Annotated in this window: 12 protein-coding genes; 6 read left to right on the forward strand and 6 right to left on the reverse strand. The window is 69.5% G+C overall.

Features of this window, described 5'->3' with window-relative positions; genetic code table 11:
- The first annotated feature begins 116 nt into the window (after nt 1-116).
- On the forward strand, nt 117-710 hold the full coding sequence (locus ACGFSB_RS00990) for a histidine phosphatase family protein (protein ID WP_393393746.1): 594 nt from the start codon (nt 117-119) through the stop codon (nt 708-710).
- A gap of 20 nt (nt 711-730) precedes the next feature.
- Here ACGFSB_RS00990 and ACGFSB_RS00995 read toward each other — a convergent pair whose 3' ends face one another.
- Nucleotides 731-2176 (reverse strand): tetratricopeptide repeat protein, encoded by a 1446-nt coding sequence (locus ACGFSB_RS00995; RefSeq protein ID WP_393392147.1) that lies wholly within the window; start codon nt 2174-2176, stop codon nt 731-733.
- 267 nt (nt 2177-2443) lie between these two features.
- Between ACGFSB_RS00995 and ACGFSB_RS01000 the strand changes: the two genes are divergently transcribed.
- Nucleotides 2444-2929 carry a hypothetical protein gene (locus ACGFSB_RS01000; protein WP_393392150.1) on the forward strand — a complete coding sequence of 162 codons (486 nt, stop codon included), beginning with the start codon at nt 2444-2446 and terminating at the stop codon, nt 2927-2929.
- A 66-nt stretch (nt 2930-2995) separates the two neighbouring features.
- Nucleotides 2996-3856 carry a spermidine synthase gene (locus ACGFSB_RS01005; protein ID WP_393392152.1) on the forward strand — a complete coding sequence of 287 codons (861 nt, stop codon included), beginning with the start codon at nt 2996-2998 and terminating at the stop codon, nt 3854-3856.
- A 47-nt stretch (nt 3857-3903) separates the two neighbouring features.
- Here the strand turns inward: ACGFSB_RS01005 and ACGFSB_RS01010 are convergent, their stop codons facing one another.
- On the reverse strand, nt 3904-4431 hold the full coding sequence (locus ACGFSB_RS01010) for a hypothetical protein (protein WP_393392155.1): 528 nt from the start codon (nt 4429-4431) through the stop codon (nt 3904-3906).
- Between the two features lie 87 nt (nt 4432-4518).
- On the opposite strand from ACGFSB_RS01010, the gene ACGFSB_RS01015 reads away from it, so the two are divergent.
- The 3 genes from ACGFSB_RS01015 (at nt 4519) to ACGFSB_RS01025 (ending at nt 8145) form a co-directional block, all read left to right on the forward strand.
- On the forward strand, nt 4519-5208 hold the full coding sequence (locus tag ACGFSB_RS01015) for a response regulator transcription factor (RefSeq protein WP_393392157.1): 690 nt from the start codon (nt 4519-4521) through the stop codon (nt 5206-5208).
- Complete coding sequence (locus tag ACGFSB_RS01020) at nt 5205-6593, forward strand: sensor histidine kinase (protein ID WP_393392159.1); 1389 nt, start codon at nt 5205-5207, stop codon at nt 6591-6593. Before ACGFSB_RS01015 ends, ACGFSB_RS01020 begins: the two co-directional genes overlap by 4 nt.
- Before the next feature lie 502 nt (nt 6594-7095).
- Complete coding sequence (locus ACGFSB_RS01025) at nt 7096-8145, forward strand: chitinase (RefSeq protein WP_393392162.1); 1050 nt, start codon at nt 7096-7098, stop codon at nt 8143-8145.
- A 119-nt stretch (nt 8146-8264) separates the two neighbouring features.
- Here ACGFSB_RS01025 and ACGFSB_RS01030 read toward each other — a convergent pair whose 3' ends face one another.
- The 4 genes from ACGFSB_RS01030 to ACGFSB_RS01045 form a co-directional block, all read right to left on the reverse strand.
- Nucleotides 8265-9929, reverse strand: a complete 1665-nt coding sequence (locus ACGFSB_RS01030; protein ID WP_393392165.1) for a bifunctional aspartate transaminase/aspartate 4-decarboxylase — start codon at nt 9927-9929, stop codon at nt 8265-8267.
- A 41-nt stretch (nt 9930-9970) separates the two neighbouring features.
- Complete coding sequence (aspT, locus tag ACGFSB_RS01035; protein ID WP_393392168.1) at nt 9971-11674, reverse strand: aspartate-alanine antiporter; 1704 nt, start codon at nt 11672-11674, stop codon at nt 9971-9973.
- A gap of 3 nt (nt 11675-11677) precedes the next feature.
- Nucleotides 11678-13357 carry an aspartate-alanine antiporter gene (aspT, locus tag ACGFSB_RS01040; RefSeq protein ID WP_393392171.1) on the reverse strand — a complete coding sequence of 560 codons (1680 nt, stop codon included), beginning with the start codon at nt 13355-13357 and terminating at the stop codon, nt 11678-11680.
- A gap of 132 nt (nt 13358-13489) precedes the next feature.
- Nucleotides 13490-14911, reverse strand: a complete 1422-nt coding sequence (locus ACGFSB_RS01045; protein ID WP_393392174.1) for a GH1 family beta-glucosidase — start codon at nt 14909-14911, stop codon at nt 13490-13492.
- Between the last annotated feature and the right edge of the window lie 138 nt (nt 14912-15049).

A 15049-nucleotide genomic window follows, 5' to 3' on the forward strand; every position in this document is an offset into this window, starting at 1 on the left:
GTCGTGTGGGTGATGATGGAGGGTACGGACAGTCTCTTGTCCACTGAATTCGTTCGATGACGCTCGATGACAGCCGATGGCTCCGGCCACCGGCCGTCGGCTCGGAAAGGCTCGACATGGCACCGCGCATCCTGCTGGCCCGGCACGGACAGACCGAGTGGTCCCTGTCCGGTAAACACACCGGCAGGACGGACGTCCCGCTCCTCGAAGAGGGCCGCGACGGCGCGAAGCTCCTGGGAGAGCGTCTGCGCCGCGCTCCCCTCGGCGGCCTCCCGGACGCCGAGGTGCGCACGAGCCCCCTCTCCCGCGCGCGGGAGACCTGCGAGATCGCCGGTTTCGGTGACCGTGCCACCACCTGGGACACCCTCATGGAGTGGGACTACGGCTCCTACGAGGGGATGACCCCGGCCGACATCCAGGGCGTACGCCCCGGCTGGTTCATCTGGCGCGACGGCGTTCCGCGGGGCGAGACCCTGGAGCAGATCACCGCCCGCGCGGACGAGGTGGTGGCCTGGGCGCGCAGCGCGGACCGTGACGTCCTGGTCTTCGCGCACGGGCACATCCTGCGCGCCATCGGCGCACGCTGGCTGGGCCTCGGCGTCGACTTCGCCGCCCGCATCCGCCTCAACCCGACCTCGCTCTCGACCCTCGGCTGGGCCTACGGCGAACCGGCCATCGAGTCGTGGAACGACATCGGGCACTTGCCATAGCGCTGACAGCTGTACGTCTACTACATCGCCCGCGGCAGCGAAGCGTGCCGCTCCAGGAAGCCGCAGACCCCCGAAGCCCGCCGGTGCGGAAGCAGTACCCGGGCCGTCGTCGCGAGCATCGCCTGGATGCGCGACGACTGCACCTCGTCCAGGAGCCCGAGCACCCGCAGGCCCGCCGTCGCCGCTTCGTCGGGGCGGCCCGCGCGGGCCAGGTCGTCGGCGAGCTCCGCGGTGTAGAGGGCGATGTTCCTGGTGAACTGCGGGGTCTGCGCCGTCGCCACACCCGCCGCGCGCCGTGCGTGCCGCGCCGCCCGCCCCCAGTCGCCGAGCGCCGACCAGCACTGCGCCTCGAGCCCTTCCAGTTCGGCAGCGCCGTAGAAGCTCATCCACTCCGGGTCGGCGTCGGAAGGCCCCCGGTCGAAGAGGGCGTGCGCACGGGTCAGGGACTGCTCGCAGCCCGCGCGGTCGCCGAGCCCCGCCCAGCCCCCGGCCTCGCGCAGCGCGAGCAGCGAGAGCAGCCGGGGCGACGCGAGGTGCCTGGCCGCCCGCGCCGCCGCCTGTGCCGCGCGCACCGCCTCGCGGGGCCGCCCGGCATCGCGTGCCAGGAAGGCCGTATTGCAGAAGGCGTGTGCCTCGAGGGCCGGATCACCGGCCATCCGGGACGTCGCGAGCGCCTCCGCGTAGTGCGAGCGCGCGTCGTCGAAGCGGCCGGAGTCGTGCGCCAACCAGCCCACGGAGATGGCCAGTTCGCCGGCGCCCGCGTAAAGACGGTCCGCCATGGACTGCCGTGTGGTGCCCGCGTCGAGCAGGGCGTAGGCGGTCCGCAGCGGGGCGGAAGCGCGTCGGTAGAGGCCGTCGGCGCCGTGCCGGTCGTCGAGCAGCCGGATCTTGCGTACGGCGTCCTCGACCGCGGACGCCTCGGCCTCGCCCGCCCGGCCGCCGCGCTGTGCGGTGGCCTCCGCGGGGTCCTGGGCGGCGAACCCGAAGGGGCCCAAAGAGGCGGCGGCCACGGTGGCCGTGCCGCTCATGAATGCGCGACGCCGCACGTCGCTCTCCTCGTGACTCTGGATCTCGTACGGGTCGCACTCGTTCAATTCGGAACCGAGCGGCCCGGACGGAGGAGACTCATACAGCTGGATCGTGGTGTGTGGCACAGGCGCTTCGGACCTGGCGCGCGCCCCTCGCCCGCGCACTGCCGCGCGGGGGAAGAAGCCCAGGTCCGTCAGCGACCGGCCGGGGAACATGTGCAGGAACACCCGCTCGTACGCGTAGTTGGGACAGCGGATCTCGCCCGCCTCGACGCGTCCGATGTATCGGGCGTCGCAGCTGACGCGCTCACCGATCTCACGAGCTGCCCTGCGGATCACGGCGGCGAACTCGCCGGGCGAGCGCTGTCCACGCAGGCGCCGGAAGGAAAGATTCGGTCGTGGGGACGGAGTTGACGATGTCATCGGTGACGACGTCATGGCCTGACCCTCTCGTACGGATCGTGCCGGAGTGCGCTCTGTCCTGCTGGACTCACGCTGCTGCCCCTGCTCCGGCGGAGCACGAACGTACCGGCTGGGACGGGGACACCACGCGGAGTTTGGCTACAAACCGGATATCTCACCCATGATCCGCCATGAAGTGCCATCCTTTGCGGCGGTGTTGTGCCGTAGCTGTTGACGCCGCTCCGCGTTGAACCATGTGGAGAGGGAGCGACGTGGCTTCCGCCCTTGCGAGGAGGGGTCCCCTTGTTGGAGATCAGCGTGGAGAACGGCGAATCGCGGGCGTCCTTGACCACGGCACGACATCTGCCGACCCAGGACCACAGCGCACCACCACCGCAGCCCGCGGAACCCACCGGGCCCGCCGACCCCTGCGACCTGGTCACGGTCCCGGCCCGCCAGGGCCTGGAGGCCGTCGACATCCTGCGCCGGGGTGCGGGCGACGCCGTCGGCCCCGTCCTGCACGACGGGAGCTGCGACACCCTCGGCTTCCTGGTGCCGCCGGGTACCGCCGACGGCTGGGACCTGCCGGGCAGCGCGTGTACGCAGACCTTCGGCCGAGGCGTCAGCCTGCACACCGAGCCCGAGCCCGTACCCCCGCCGCCCCCGGTCGCCGGGACCGGCTGGCTGCTGCCCCCCGACGAGACCGATCCGGTCACCGACCCCGCCGTCCTGCGCGCGGCGCTCGGCCTCGCGGCCCGCACGATCGAGGCCGCCGACAACTGCCGCTGAGCCCGCGATGGGGCGGTGCTCCAAGGTCATCGGGCCGCGTGGTCCGCGTACGCCGATAATGGTCCGATGGCAAGGAACAGGCGAACCCGGGAAGAGGCGGAAGCCGTCGTCGAGAAGGTGGACGGTGGCCTCGCCGAGCTGATGCCCGACCGGGACAGGCGCCGCGCGTGGACGCTGCTGGTGGACGGCGCCCCGCAGTCCCATGTCGATCTCGATGATCCGACGTATCTCGACTTCGAGTACCAACGCAGGATCGGCCACGTCGCCGACCTCGTCGCACCCGTCGGCAAACCCGTCCAGGCCCTGCACCTCGGCGGCGGTGCCTTCACCCTCGCCCGCTATATAGCCGCGACACGGCCCCGCTCCACCCAGCAGGTCATCGAGCGCGACACCGCACTCATCCAACTCGTCCGCCGCGAGCTGCCGTTGGACCCGCAGGCGCGGGTGCGCGTGCGCGCCGCCGACGCCCGCGAGGGGCTCGCGAAGATCGCGGACGGCTGGGCCGACCTCGTCATCGCCGACGTCTTCAGCGGCGCCCGCACCCCCGGGCACCTGACGAGCACCGAGTTCCTCACCGACGTACGCAGGGTCCTGAAGCCCGGCGGTCTCTACGCCGCGAATCTCGCCGACGGGCCGCCGCTCGCGCATCTGCGCGGCCAGCTCGCCACCGCAGCCGCGCTCTTCCCGGAGCTCGCACTCATCGCCGACCCCGCCGTGCTGCGCGGCAAGCGCTTCGGCAACGCGGTGCTCGTCGGCTCCGATCTGCCGCTGCCGATCGCCGAGCTGACCCGGCGCAGCGCGGGGGACTCGCATCCGGCGCGGGTCGAGCACGGCAGGGCGCTCGTCGACTTCAGCGGGGGAGCGGCCGCCGTCACGGACGCGAGCGCGGTGGCGTCGCCCGCGCCGCCGCCTTCGGTGTTCCGCTGAACCGGCCGGTCAGTACGTATTGATCCGGTCAGTACGTACTGATCCGGTCAGTACTTATTGATCTCGACCGACGGTGCGTGGTCGTGCCAGGTGCAGAACACCGAGACTCTCGCCGCGCCCGCCGTGAACTCCACGCGGATCCAGGTGTCCTGCTTCCACACCTGCACCGACCAGCCCGCCGCCGGGGTCGCGGAGACCAGCGTCGCGGAGTCCTTGCCGAGGTCGAAGACGACCCGGCCGCCGTCGGTGGAGTAGCTCTTCACGTTGCCGGGCGTGGAGGCAGGTGTGGAGGGTTCGCTCGGCTTGCTCGGTTTGCTCGGCTTGTCGGTACTCGACTTCGACGGCTTGCTCTCGGGGGTCTCCGAAGGCTTCTTCGACGGTGACGGCGTCGGGTCCGGGCGGTGCGTGGAGGAGGAGAGCGGCTCGGCCGCGTCGCCTTCGGCGGCCAGCGGGACGGCGCGCGGCGGGTCGTACGCGGTGCCCGCCATGACCGTGTGGACACCCCACCAGGAGAGCGTGACCGCCGCGCCCGTGGCCAGCGACCAAGCTATTGCGTGTACGAGTCCTCTGCGCATCGCGAGCCATACTGCACCACTGGCCCCGCCGCTGTCGCCGGTCTCCCAGGAGGACCGGGGTCACTCATATGGCGTACGGTGCCGCCCATGGCAAGTGTGCTCGTCGTCGAGGATGACCAGTTCGTACGCTCCGCACTCATCCGGCATCTGACCGAGGCATCGCACACCGTGCGCAGCGTCGGCACGGCCCTCGAGGCGCTGCGCGAGGTGGCCCATTTCCGTTTCGACGTGGTGATCCTGGACCTAGGTCTGCCCGATCTGGACGGTTCAGAGGCGCTGAAGATGCTGCGCGGGATCACCGACGTACCCGTGATCATCGCCACCGCGCGCGACGACGAGACCGAGATCGTGCGCCTCCTCAACGACGGCGCCGACGACTACCTGACCAAGCCGTTCTCCGTCGAGCACCTGTCGGCCCGGATGGCCGCCGTCCTGCGCCGCTCGCGCGTCACGGCGGGCGAGGCCCCGCCGAGCCGGGAGCTGCGGGTGGGCGGGCTCGCCATCGATCCGCTGCGGCGCCAGGCTGAGCTGGACGGGGCGCGGCTCGATCTGACGCGGCGCGAATTCGACCTGCTCGCCTTCCTCGCCGGGCGGCCCGGTGTCGTCGTACCCCGCAAGGAACTGCTCGCCGAGGTGTGGCAGCAGAGTTACGGGGACGACCAGACCATCGACGTACATCTGTCGTGGCTGCGGCGCAAGTTGGGCGAAACGGCTGCGAGCCCACGCTATCTGCACACGCTGCGGGGTGTCGGCGTCAAGCTGGAGCCACCGCTGTGAGGTGGGCACTCGTCAAGGTGTGCCTGGCCGTCACGACGATGGTCGTGGTCGCCTTCGCGGTACCGCTCGGCCTCGTCATCCAGGAGATGGCGCGGGACCGGGCCTTCTCGAACGCCGAGCGGCACGCGTCCGGTATGGGCACCACGCTCTCCATCACCACCGACCACGATCAGCTGACGCGGGCCGTCGCGACGTCCGAGGCGGGCGGTGAGGGACGGATGGCCGTGTACGTACCGGCCATCGACAAGGCGCCCGCACTGGAGATCGGCGACCGGCGGGCGGACGCGCACGCGGTGGAGACCACGCGCAAGGAGGGCCGGGCGCGGACGGCTCCGGTCGAGGGCGGCTTCGCCCTCCTCCAGCCGATGGCGCTGAGCTCCGGCAAGATCGCCGTGGTCGAGATCTTCGTTCCCGAGGGCGCGGTCAGCAATGGGGTGACCACGGCGTGGCTGGTGCTCGCGGGTGTCGGCATCGCGCTGATCATCGGGTCCGTGGCGGTGGCGGACCGTCTGGGCGTACGGATGGTGCAGCCCGCCAAGCGGCTTGTGGGCGCGGCGCGGTCCCTGGGGGAGGGGAAGCTGGGCGCGCGGGTGCCGGAGGAAGGGCCGACGGAACTGCGCCTTGCCGCGGTGGCGTTCAACTCGATGGCGGACCAGGTGGTGCAGTTGCTGGCGAACGAGCGGGAGTTGGCGGCGGACCTGTCGCACCGCCTGCGTACGCCGCTTACTGTCCTTCGGCTCAACGCGGCGTCCCTGGGGGACGGTCCTGCGGCTGAGCAGACCCGTATCGCGGTGGAGAAGTTGGAGCGCGAGGTCGACACGATCATCCGTACGGCACGGGACGCCAAGCCGCAGACCGTCACGGTCGGCCCAGGCGCGGGCTGCGACGCCTCCGAGGTCATCCAGGAGCGGATGGCCTTCTGGTCGGCGCTCGCGGAGGACGAGGGGCGCGAGGTGCGCGTCGCCGGGGTGGAACGGCCGGTGTGGATCCCGGTGGCCCGTCCCGAACTGGTCGCCACGCTTGACGCGTTGCTCGGCAATGTCTTCCGGCACACGCGGGAAGGGTCCGCGTTCGCGGTGGACGTGCACAGTGGCGAGGACGCGGTGATCGTCCTGGTGTCGGACGCGGGGGCGGGGATCGCCGATCCTGAAGCGGCGTTGGCGCGGGGGGCGGGGTCGGGGGCCGACGGGTCCACGGGGCTCGGCCTGGACATCGTGCGGCAGCTGGCGGAGTCCACGGGCGGTGATGTCCGCATCGGGCGGTCCGTGCTTGGCGGGACCGAGGTCCGCATCTGGATCCAGCTGGATGGGCGGCGCCCGGTTACGGGGGGTCGTGGACACGGGGGCTCCGTACGCCGCCGTCGACGCGCCCCTAGCGTGCGCTAGGCCTTTGCCGGTGGGTCCCAATACCGCCGCTTAGCGGCGGATCTTTCCCACCCACCCATCCGATCACCCCGTGGCGAAACCGGGTGGGCGGGCGCAAGGAGCCCGGTGCCGGACCGCCTCCGAAGGGGCGCGGGGAACGGCGCGCCCAGCCACGGTGCACCTGTAGAGGTGCATGGTGTGGTGCCCTGAAGGGGCGCGGGGAACTGCGCGACCAGCCACAGCGCACCCGCAGAGGTACACCGTGCGTGCGGGCGGGGGAGATCCGTGCGGAGCACGGGAGTCCGCCCACGGCCCGCCCACCTGGGAATGCCCAGGGCCCGCACCCCGGCCCGCCCCCGGGCCCCACCATTAACCACCCCCGATCGCGCCCTTAAGCGGACCCTAAGATCCCGTGCAGAGCCCCATTTGCCCGCAATGTCGCGCCCACGCGAAGCTAACGTGCTGACCGCACCAACGCACCAACGCACCCCCCACCCCCCCGCACAGCTAAGGCAGGCACGCGATGAGCAGCACGCATCGGCGCACGGTGAGCAGCAAGACCAAGGTCATAGGCGGGCTCGTGGCCGCCACCCTCGTCGGCGGCGGAGGCTTCCTCCTCGCCGGTACCGCACAGGCGACCAAGGCTCCCGCCGAGTCCGAGCCCACCGCGAAGGCCGCCGAAAGCAGCAAGTTCGCCCCGTTCGTGGACACTTCACTCGCTCCCGCGTACGACCTCGTCGACACCGCGACCAAGACCGGCGTGAAGGAGTTCAACCTCGCCTTCATCACCTCGGGCGGCAGCTGCGAGCCCCTGTGGGGTGGCGTCACCGGCCTGGACGACGACAAGGTCGCCTCGCAGATCGAGGCCCTGCGGGCCAAGGGCGGCGACGTACGCGTGTCCTTCGGCGGCGCCTCCGGCTCCGAGCTCGGCCTCAAGTGCGACAGCGCCGACGCGCTCGCCAAGGCGTACGGCAAGGTCATCGACAAGTACAAGCTGACGAAGGTCGACTTCGACATCGAAGGCGCCGCGCTCCCCGAGACCGCCGCCAACACCCGCCGTGCGCAGGCGATCTCGCAGCTTCAGAAGGACCACGAAGGGCTCGATGTGTCCTTCACCTTGCCCGTCATGCCCGAGGGTCTCACCCAGCCCGGCGTCGACCTCGTCGCCGACGCCAAGAAGAACGGCGTGAAGGTCTCCGCCGTGAACATCATGGCGATGGACTACGGACCCTCCTACAGCGATGACATGGGCAAGTACGCGATCGACGCCGCGACCGCCACACAGAAGCAGATCAAGGGCGCCCTCGACCTGTCCGACGAGGCGGCCTGGAAGGCCGTCGCGGTCACCCCGATGATCGGCGTCAACGACGTCACCACTGAGATCTTCAAGGTCGACGACGCCACGGAGCTGGTGAAGTTCGCCGAGGAGAAGGGCATCGGCTGGCTCGGGATGTGGTCGTCGACCCGCGACAAGGCCTGTGAGGGCGGCGCCAACAACGGCGCACAGCCGACCTGTTCGTCGATCGAGCAGGAGCCGCTCGCCTTCACGAAGGCGTTCGGCGCCTACAAGTAAGCCGCCAAGTGGCCACCACGTAAGCCGCCAAGTAGCCACCAGATAGCCACCAAGTAAGCCACCGCCCCCCCACGGCGCCTCGACCGGCATCCCCCCACCCGGTCGGGGCGCCCACCTCATCAGCCTGTCACGCCTTCGACGCCTGACGCCTGCCACTCCGACGCGTAGTCGTTGAAGATCGCCCGCAGATGATGCCCGATCTTCAAGTAGTCCAGGTCATCGAGATTCGCCAACGACACCCGCACCGACCACTCGGGCCCATCGAACCCACCCCCGTTCAGAAGCACCACGTGCGTCTGCTCGGCGAGGCGGAACAGTGCGTCGACCGGCTCGTAGTTCTTCTCCAGGAAGTCGGCGAAGTCCTTGCCGTGGACGCGTTCCGCCTCGGCGAGGAGGTCGAGCTCGATGTAGTAGGCGGCACGCTGGGGGTCCTCCGAGATCTTCATCCCGGCGCCCTCCAGGAGGAGTTCGAGCCGCCGCCGCACGATCGCCCGGATGCGCAGCTTGTACGCCTGGCCCTCCTCCTGCATGTCGAAGAGGGAGAAGAGGACCATGATCATCTGCTGGGGGAGCGAGAGTCCGGAGGTGTGGTTCAGCGCCACTTGGCGTGAGTCCGCGACGAGACGGTCGATGAACCTGATCTTCTCGGGATTCAGCGAAAGCGTCCCGTACCGCTTCGCGAGCCGGTCCTTCTCGGCCTGCGGGAGCGCGGCGATCAGCTCGTCGATGACGTTGTCGTCGTGCAGGCCGATCACGCCGAGCCGCCAGCCGGTCGCGCCGTAGTGCTTGGAGTACGAGTAGACGAGCAGCGTGTTGCGCGGCAGGTCGGCGGCGATGGAACGGAAGCCGTCGACGAACGTGCCGTATACGTCGTCCGTGACGATCAGCAGGTTCGGATTCGACGTGGCGACGATCTGCTTGATCTGGTTCGCGACCCGCTGACTCAGCGCCAGCGAGGGCGGGTTGGAGGGGTTGACCAGGCAGACCAGCTTGATGTCGGGGTCCGCGAGCTTGGCCACCTCCTCCTCCGGGTAGCGCCACTCCCGCACGCCCGCCTCGGCGAACTTGCTCGCTTCGACGTACGTCACGTCGAACTCGTACGTGTCGAGCTCGGGAATCTCGATGTACGGCGTGAATACCGGCACCATCAGGGCGATCTTGTCGCCCTTGTGCAGGATGCCGTTCTTCATGAGCGAGTCGAAGATGTAGCACATCGCCGCCGTGCCGCCCTCGGTGGCGAAGAGCGACAGATTGTCGGAGGGCGGCCTCTTGTCGAACATCTCGTCCGCGATGTAACCGCGCACGATCTGCTCCGAGTGCTTCAACATCCGGTCGGGGACCGGGTAGTTGTCGCCGACCGAGCTGTCCGTCAGCTCGTGGACGAAGTCGTCCTTGTCGAAGCCGAAGCGCTCGATGGCGTACTCGACGCACTTCTGGAGCAGCTCGATGCCGGGCAGATCCGGGTGCCGGCGTACGAACATGTCGAAGCGGTCGCCTGATCCCTTCTTCTCCGGCATACCGCCGAGGTCGTCGGCGGTCCAGACGCGGCGGGACTCGGAGAGGGCGAAGTAGCCGAGCGCGTAGAACGCCTCACGCGGTCCGGTGGCGACCCAATTGGGGTTGCCACGACCCGCGTTGAGCATCTGGGCGCTCGACTTCTCCTTCTGGCCCGGCTTGTCTCCTTGCGTCGCCTGCGCGAGCTGGATGAACTTGTCCTTCAGCTCGAAGGGGCTGAGCTGGGCGAACGACTGGATTTCCGCTCGGGTGAAGGTGGTCTTGGGCACGGCTCATTCCTCACATGCGTACGGGAACGGGGGTGGGGGCATCAGTGGTGGAGCAGGACGATGACGGCTCCCCAGATCGTCAGGAGCACGTTTCCGACGGCGTACGGAATCGTGTAACCGAGCGTGGGAATCTGGGACTTGGACGTTTCGTTGATCGCGCCGATCGCGGCCGTGGTCGTCTGGCCGCCCGCCAGGACTCCCATCAGGATCGGGAAGCGGATCTTCTGGACGTAGTACCCGAAGAGGAAGCCGACGATCAGCGGGATCACCGTGGCGATCGCGCCGAAGAGCAGCAGCCCCCAGCCCGCCGTCGAAAGGCCCGAGGTGAAGCTCGGCCCGGCGTTGATGCCGACGACCGCGACGAAGAGGCAGAGCCCGAGCGTGTCCATGAACCACTGGGCGCCGGGCGGTACGTTCCCGTACGTCGGGTACTTGCCGCGGATCCACCCGAAGATCAGGCCCATGATCAGCGCGCCGCCGGACGTGGAGAGCGAGATCGGCACACCGCCCGCCGTAAGCGCCGGGATGCCGATGCAGCCGCCGAGGAAGATGCCGAGGCCCACCCAGAGCATGTCGGTGGCGAAGGAGGTCGGCACGGGCTTGCCGAGCTCCTTGCCCGCCGGGTCCACCAGGCGTTTGGGGCCGGTGAGGATGAGGGTGTCGCCGCGCTCCAGCTGGGTGGAGAGGCGGTAGGGGAATTCGGAGCCGGAGCGGTACAGCTTGCTGACGTAGACGCCGACCATGAACGGCTCTCGGCGCAAGTCTCCGATGGCCTTGCCCAGTTGGGCCTTCTCGGAGGCGACTACATGCAGTGACTCGGTCTGGTAGCCGAGGAGTTCGACGTCGTCGGTCTCGGGGCCGATGTGCGTACGGGCGTCGAACTCGACGAGCGAGCCGCGCAGCGCGCTGAGCGCGACGACATCGCCTTCGCGCAGGGCGGTCCGCTGGTCGTGGTCGAGGATGTTCCCCTCTCTGCGTACGCGCGTGATGTAGACCCGGCGGCCCAGCTCGCGCTGCTGGTTCTCGAAGTCCTCGATGGTGCGGCCCGCGAGGTCCGGGCGCTGGATGGTGTAGGCGCGCAGGACGACTTCGTAGTAGCCGTCGGCGAGGTCGGGATTGTCGCCGGGTGCGTCCAACTCCTTCGCCAGGGCGGCTGATTCGGCCGCCAGGTCGCGGCGGTAGAGCTTGGGCAGGACGTTGGCGAGCAGCATCGCGCAGAGGATCGTGCCGAGCGGGTACGTCACCGCGTACCCGATGGCGACGAGGTTCGACTCGCTCTTGACCTGTCCGGAGCTGAGCCCCGGCAGATTGGAGATCGCGTCGCCCGCGACACCGATGACGGCGGACTGGGTGAGCGCGCCGCCGAGCAGCCCTGCGGAGAGACCGGGGCCGTAGCTGAGCATCGCGGCGAAGCCCCAGCAGACGAGCAGTCCTGTCACACAGACCACGACCGCGTTGAGCACCTGCGGAAGGCCGTCCTTCTTCAGGCCGCGGAAGAACTGCGGGCCGACCTTGTAGCCGAGTGCGAACAGGAACATCGTGAAGAAGAGGTTCTTCACCGTCCCGTCGATCTCGACCTTGAACCGCGCCCCGAGCAGCAGCCCCGCGACCAGGCAGCCGGTGACCGCGCCGAGCGCGATGGCCTTGTAGCGCAGCTTCCCGAAGAGGAAACCGATCGCCACGGTGAGGAAGACGAGCAGCTCGGGGTGGGGCTGGAAGATGTTCCGGTTGAGGAAGTCGATCATTTTCTACGCTCCGAGTACGCCGACGAGGATCGGTCCTGTCAGGGGGAGCAGGAAGTTCGAGAGCGCGTACGTGATCGTGTAGCCGAGCAGCGGTACCGAGCTCTGGGCCACCTGGGTGACGGAGGTGATCGCCGGGGTCGAGCACTGCTGGCCCGCGATCGCGCCGATCAGGAGCGGTGGCTCGATCTTCAGGAGCCTGCGGCCCACGAAGAGGGAGATCGTCGCGGGTACGAGGACCATCGCGATCCCGGCGAACGGAAGCAGCGCCCCGTACTGCTTGAGCAGCGGCCAGGCCTGCGGTCCCGAGGTGAGCCCCGTACAGGCGATGAAGATGGCGAGGCCCATGTCCTTGAGGGTGTTGGCGGCCTGCGGCGGGAACGCCCCGAAGGTCTGCTTGCGGGAGCGGAACCAGCCGAAGAGCAGCCCGGCGATCAGACAGCCGCCGCCGGTGCCGAGGGACATGGGTACGTCGCCGAAGCGCACGACGACCTGGCCGAGCAGGGAACCGGCCGCGATGCCGAGACCCAGATAGATGAAGTCGGTGGCGTCGTTCTTGACGACGGCGCCGATCTTCGCGACCAGCTTGTTCAGGCCCGAGCGGGCGCCCACCAGGGTCAGGACGTCGCCCCGGCGCACGGTGGTGCCGCCGGCCGCGGGCAGATGCTGTTCGCCGCGCAGTACGTCGGTGACGTACACGCCGTCCTTGATGAACTCCGGATGCGCGCGTTGCAGCTCGTCCACGCTCAGGCCGTCCGACGACTTCTCGGTGACGGCGACCTGGGCGGTGGCCAGGGGAGTGTCGACGCCGGGGATGCCGGGGGTCTCGGTGCCGATCAGCCGTCCCGCCTCGATGACGTTGGCGCGGCGGCCGACTACGAGGACCAGGTCGGAGAGGGTCAGGGCGAGATCGGGGCCTGGCGTCAGGGTCTTGCTGCCGCGCTTGACGGCCTCGATGGTGATCCGGCTGTCCAGCTCGGATTCCAGGTCGCCCAGGGTCCTGCCGTCGGCCTCGGTCACCAGGTAGGTGCGGCCGACCATGCCGGGCAGGGCCTCGCGTTCGTCGGATTCGAGGCTGCCGCTCGCGCCGCGCAGCTTCTCCCACAGTTCGCGCGAGGCGTCCCGCAGGTTGATCCGCATCATCATCGGCATGATCTGGCTGGTGTAAAGCACGATGGTGATCAGGCCGAACAGGTAGCAGACCGTGTACGCGGTGGCGACGTGCCCCTGGTACTGGGTGATCTGGTCCGGCGTGAGCCCGTCGAGCTTGCCGATGGCCTCGGTCGCCGTGCCGACGACCGCGGACTCGGTGGCCGCGCCCGCCAGGATGCCCGATGCCGTGCCGACGTCCAGGTCGAAGGCCTTGGCCAGGCCGAAGGCGATGCCGAGGACGCAGACGAGCTCGATCCCGCAGAGCGCGAAGAAGCGCAGGCTCTCGCGGTTGAGGTTGGAGAAGAACTGGGGACCCGCGAGATAGCCGAGGGAGAAGATGAAGAGCGCGAAGAAGATCGTCTTGACGTCGTCGGAGACGACGACCTTGGCCCAGGCACCGAGCAGCAGCGAGACGATCAGGGTGCCGCAGATGCCGCCCAGGGTGATGGGGCCGACCCGTAGCTTCCCCACGAGGTAGCCAAGGGCGAGGCAGATGAACAGCGCGAACTCGGGGTGGTCACGGAATACGCCCACCGGCGCTCACCGTGCCTGTTCTCGTACGGAATGTGGCATATCGGCAACCTAAGGAGCCGAGCGGCAGAGTGCCACCCGGTTCCTCGTCGGCTGCTCAGGTACTCGGCCCCTCAGGGGTGCTGCCGGAGCCGGTCAGCCCGCGACGCCCTCCCGAGGCAGCTCACCGGCCGCCGCCACCGTCGCGTACCAGTGGGCGCTGGACTTCGGGACGCGGGCCTGCGTCTCGTAGTCGACGTACACCGCGCCGAAGCGCTTGCCGTAGCCGTACGACCATTCGAAGTTGTCCATGAGGGACCAGAGGTAGTAGCCGCGGACATCGGCCCCGTCCGTGATGGCCCGGCGGACGGCGGCCAGATGGCCGTGGAGGTAGGCGATGCGCTCCGGGTCGTGGACGCGGCCTTCGGGGTCGGGCTTGTCGTCGTAGGCGGCGCCGTTCTCGGTCACGTACAGCGGAAGCCCCGGCGCCTCCCGCGTGTAGCGCATGATCAGCTCGTGCAGCCCGGTCGGGTCGATGGTCCAGCCCATCTCGGTGCGGTCGCCCGGCGTCTGGTGGAAGGCGACGTCGTCTGCGCCCGGCCAGGGGGAGTGGTCGCTCGCGCCGTGCCCGTCGGCACGCTTGCCCTCCGGGCCGTTCTGGGCGGCCGAAACAAGGGCGGGTGTGTAGTAGTTGAGGCCGAGTGCGTCGAGCGGCTGGTGGATGGCGGTCAGGTCGCCGTCGTGCACACAGGACCAGTCGGTGATCCGGGCCGTGTCGGTGAGCAGGTCCGCGGGATAGGCGCCGTGCAGCATCGGGCCGTGGAAGACGCCGTTGGCGAGATGGTCGATGCGACGGCGGGCGTCCGTGTCTTGTGGAGTGTCCGAAACCGCCCTGACCACCGAGGAGTTGAGGCTCACCGCCACTTGGGAGCGGGCCGGCAGGGCGGCGCGCAGCGCCTGCGTGCCCAGGCCGTGCGCGAGGTTCAGGTGGTGCGCCGCATGCAGTGCGGCCGCCGGTTCGGTGCGGCCGGGGGCGTGCACCCCGGAGCCGTAGCCCAGGAAGGCGCTGCACCACGGCTCGTTGAGCGTGATCCAGGAGTCGACGCGGTCACCGAGCGCCTCGCCGACGAAACCGGCGTACTCGGCGAACCGGTACGCGGTGTCCCGTGCGGGCCAGCCGCCCGCGTCCTCCAACTCCTGCGGCAGATCCCAGTGGTAGAGCGTCAGGGCGGGCTTGATGCCCTTGCCGAGAAGCTCGTCGACGAGCCGCCGGTAGAAGTCGAGCCCGCGCTGGACGGCGGGGCCGCGCCCGGTGGGCTGCACCCGCGACCAGGAGACGGAGAACCGGTAGGCGTCCAGGCCGAGGTCCGCCATGAGCGCCACGTCGTCGCGGTAGCGGTGGTAGTGCTCGACGGCGATGTCGCCGGTGTGGCCTTCGGCCGTCCTGCCCGGAGTGTGACTGAAGGTGTCCCAGATGGAGGGGGTGCGGCCGTCTTCGCGTACGGCGCCCTCGATCTGGTACGCGGACGTGGCGGCGCCCCAGAGGAAGTCGGCCGGAAAGGTAATGGGTTCAGGCATGGAAGCGCTCCCATGGGAGGGGGGACAGGAAGAATGGGGGACAGGAGGAGAGGGATTGGCCAGGGCCGAGGGAGGTGGCGGCGGCTCGGCCCTGGCGGGAGAGAGGTACGGGGGGCGGAGAGTGGCCTCAGCCCCTGA

The organism is Streptomyces sp. NPDC048441 (assembly GCF_043200235.1).
Classification (GTDB): Bacteria; Actinomycetota; Actinomycetes; order Streptomycetales; family Streptomycetaceae; genus Streptomyces.

Excerpts from the sequence above, each read along its gene's own strand:
- ACGFSB_RS00990 (WP_393393746.1), top strand. The coding sequence starts at position 117 with ATGGCACCGCGCATCCTGCTGGCCCGGCACGGACAGACCGAGTGGTCC.
- ACGFSB_RS00995 (WP_393392147.1), bottom strand. The coding sequence starts at position 2,176 with ATGACGTCGTCACCGATGACATCGTCAACTCCGTCCCCACGACCGAAT.
- ACGFSB_RS01005 (WP_393392152.1), top strand. The coding sequence starts at position 2,996 with ATGGCAAGGAACAGGCGAACCCGGGAAGAGGCGGAAGCCGTCGTCGAG.
- ACGFSB_RS01010 (WP_393392155.1), bottom strand. The coding sequence starts at position 4,431 with ATGCGCAGAGGACTCGTACACGCAATAGCTTGGTCGCTGGCCACGGGC.
- ACGFSB_RS01015 (WP_393392157.1), top strand. The coding sequence starts at position 4,519 with ATGGCAAGTGTGCTCGTCGTCGAGGATGACCAGTTCGTACGCTCCGCA.
- ACGFSB_RS01025 (WP_393392162.1), top strand. The coding sequence starts at position 7,096 with ATGAGCAGCACGCATCGGCGCACGGTGAGCAGCAAGACCAAGGTCATA.
- aspT (WP_393392168.1), bottom strand. The coding sequence starts at position 11,674 with ATGATCGACTTCCTCAACCGGAACATCTTCCAGCCCCACCCCGAGCTG.
- ACGFSB_RS01045 (WP_393392174.1), bottom strand. The coding sequence starts at position 14,911 with ATGCCTGAACCCATTACCTTTCCGGCCGACTTCCTCTGGGGCGCCGCC.